2 protein-coding genes are annotated in these 1,428 nt (G+C 33.2%); both read left to right on the plus strand.

From position 1 onward, the window contains the following. Positions 1–69 precede the first annotated feature (69 nt). The gene (locus tag DG508_RS17385) at positions 70–423 is read left to right on the plus strand and encodes an ISAon1 family transposase N-terminal region protein (protein ID WP_108869367.1); all 354 of its coding nucleotides are present in this window, start codon (positions 70–72) and stop codon (positions 421–423) included. Between the two features lie 19 nt (positions 424–442). Continuing rightward, entirely contained in the window at positions 443–1,396 is a 954-nt protein-coding gene (locus tag DG508_RS17390) for an ISAon1 family transposase (RefSeq protein WP_108869368.1), read from the plus strand. The last annotated feature ends 32 nt before the right edge of the window (positions 1,397–1,428 follow it).

Raw genomic sequence — 1,428 nt, forward strand, 5'->3', positions numbered from 1 at the left:
AGGAAGGATCATTCCCAAAAGTTGTGTGTGGATTTAAAATAGATTAAGATCTTTGTAAAAAAACAGCGATTGGATTCCTATATTGACTTACTTAAGCTTGTATTACCAGAATTATTGGTAACTCATTTTGAATTAGCAGCTAATACTACCAAAGACAAAGTACTTCATTTGTATTTTGAAGAGAAAATAGATGTTCCAAAGGAGTTTTCATCAGGTATTATTATTTCTCATGGTTTTCATAAAGAAATTACGATTCAGGATTTTCCATTGAGAGGTAAAACAGTTTATCTTCATATCAAACGCCGTCGTTGGTTAGATAAGAGTACTAAAGAAGTAGTTCAAAGAGATTGGGATTTAGTAGCACAGGGGACTCGTATGACAGTTGAGTTTGCTGCTTTTTTAAAAGTACTTAATAGCTACTAAACCTCATGATTGCCATACTATCGGTAGTTTTTATGGAGTCAATGGTAAAAAGCTACAACGACAATATCGAGATTACTTAAGTGAATTTAAAGAGTGGAAAGATAAGTCCCATGCTAGAGACTGGTTAATTTTTCCTGAGAATATGGGTAAGTATCTGTCTATTGATGAGACTGCACTTTCTAAAGGAGAACTCTACACGATTATCACTAATAAAAAAGCCAAAGGTAAGAGAGGTGCTATTGTAGCTATACTATCAGGAACTAAAGTAGAGCCTATTGTAGAGCAATTACTTAAAATTCCTAAATCGCTTAGAGATAAAGTAAAAGAGATCACCTTGGATATGGCAAATTCTATGAAGATGATCGCTAAGAGGTGTTTTTGTAAAGCGATACAGGTTACAGATCGTTTTCATGTACAAAAACTTGCCTTAGAAGCCTTGCAAGATATCAGGATTAAACACCGATGGGAAGCTATAGATCGGGAAAATGAATTAATCAGACAGGCTAAACTCAAACAAAAAAACTATAATCCAGAGATATTTGACAATGGCGATACTAAGAAACAACTCTTAGCTAGAAGTAGATACTTACTCTACAAAGCACCTAACAACTGGACACATAGCCAATACATAAGATCTAAAATACTCTTTGAGCAATATCCCGATATAAAAAAAGCATACAATCTAGTACAGAGGCTAAGAAATATATTTAATACAGCTACTTCTATACAAACAGCTTACACTAAACTAGCCCATTGGTATAAAGATGTAGAACAAACAGGGTTTAAAGCTTTTAATACTATTGCTAACACCATAACGATAAATTATAGATCAATCCTAAACTACTTCATCAATAGAAGCACTAATGCGTCAGCAGAATCCTTTAATGCAAAAATAAAAGCCTTTAGAGCACAATTTAGAGGAGTCAAAAATGTAGAATTCTTTCTCTTTAGATTAACTAGAATATTTGCATAAACACAACAATTAGTCTTGATCCATAATAACCC

Source organism: Aquimarina aquimarini (genome assembly GCF_900299535.1).
GTDB lineage: Bacteria > Bacteroidota > Bacteroidia > Flavobacteriales > Flavobacteriaceae > Aquimarina > Aquimarina aquimarini.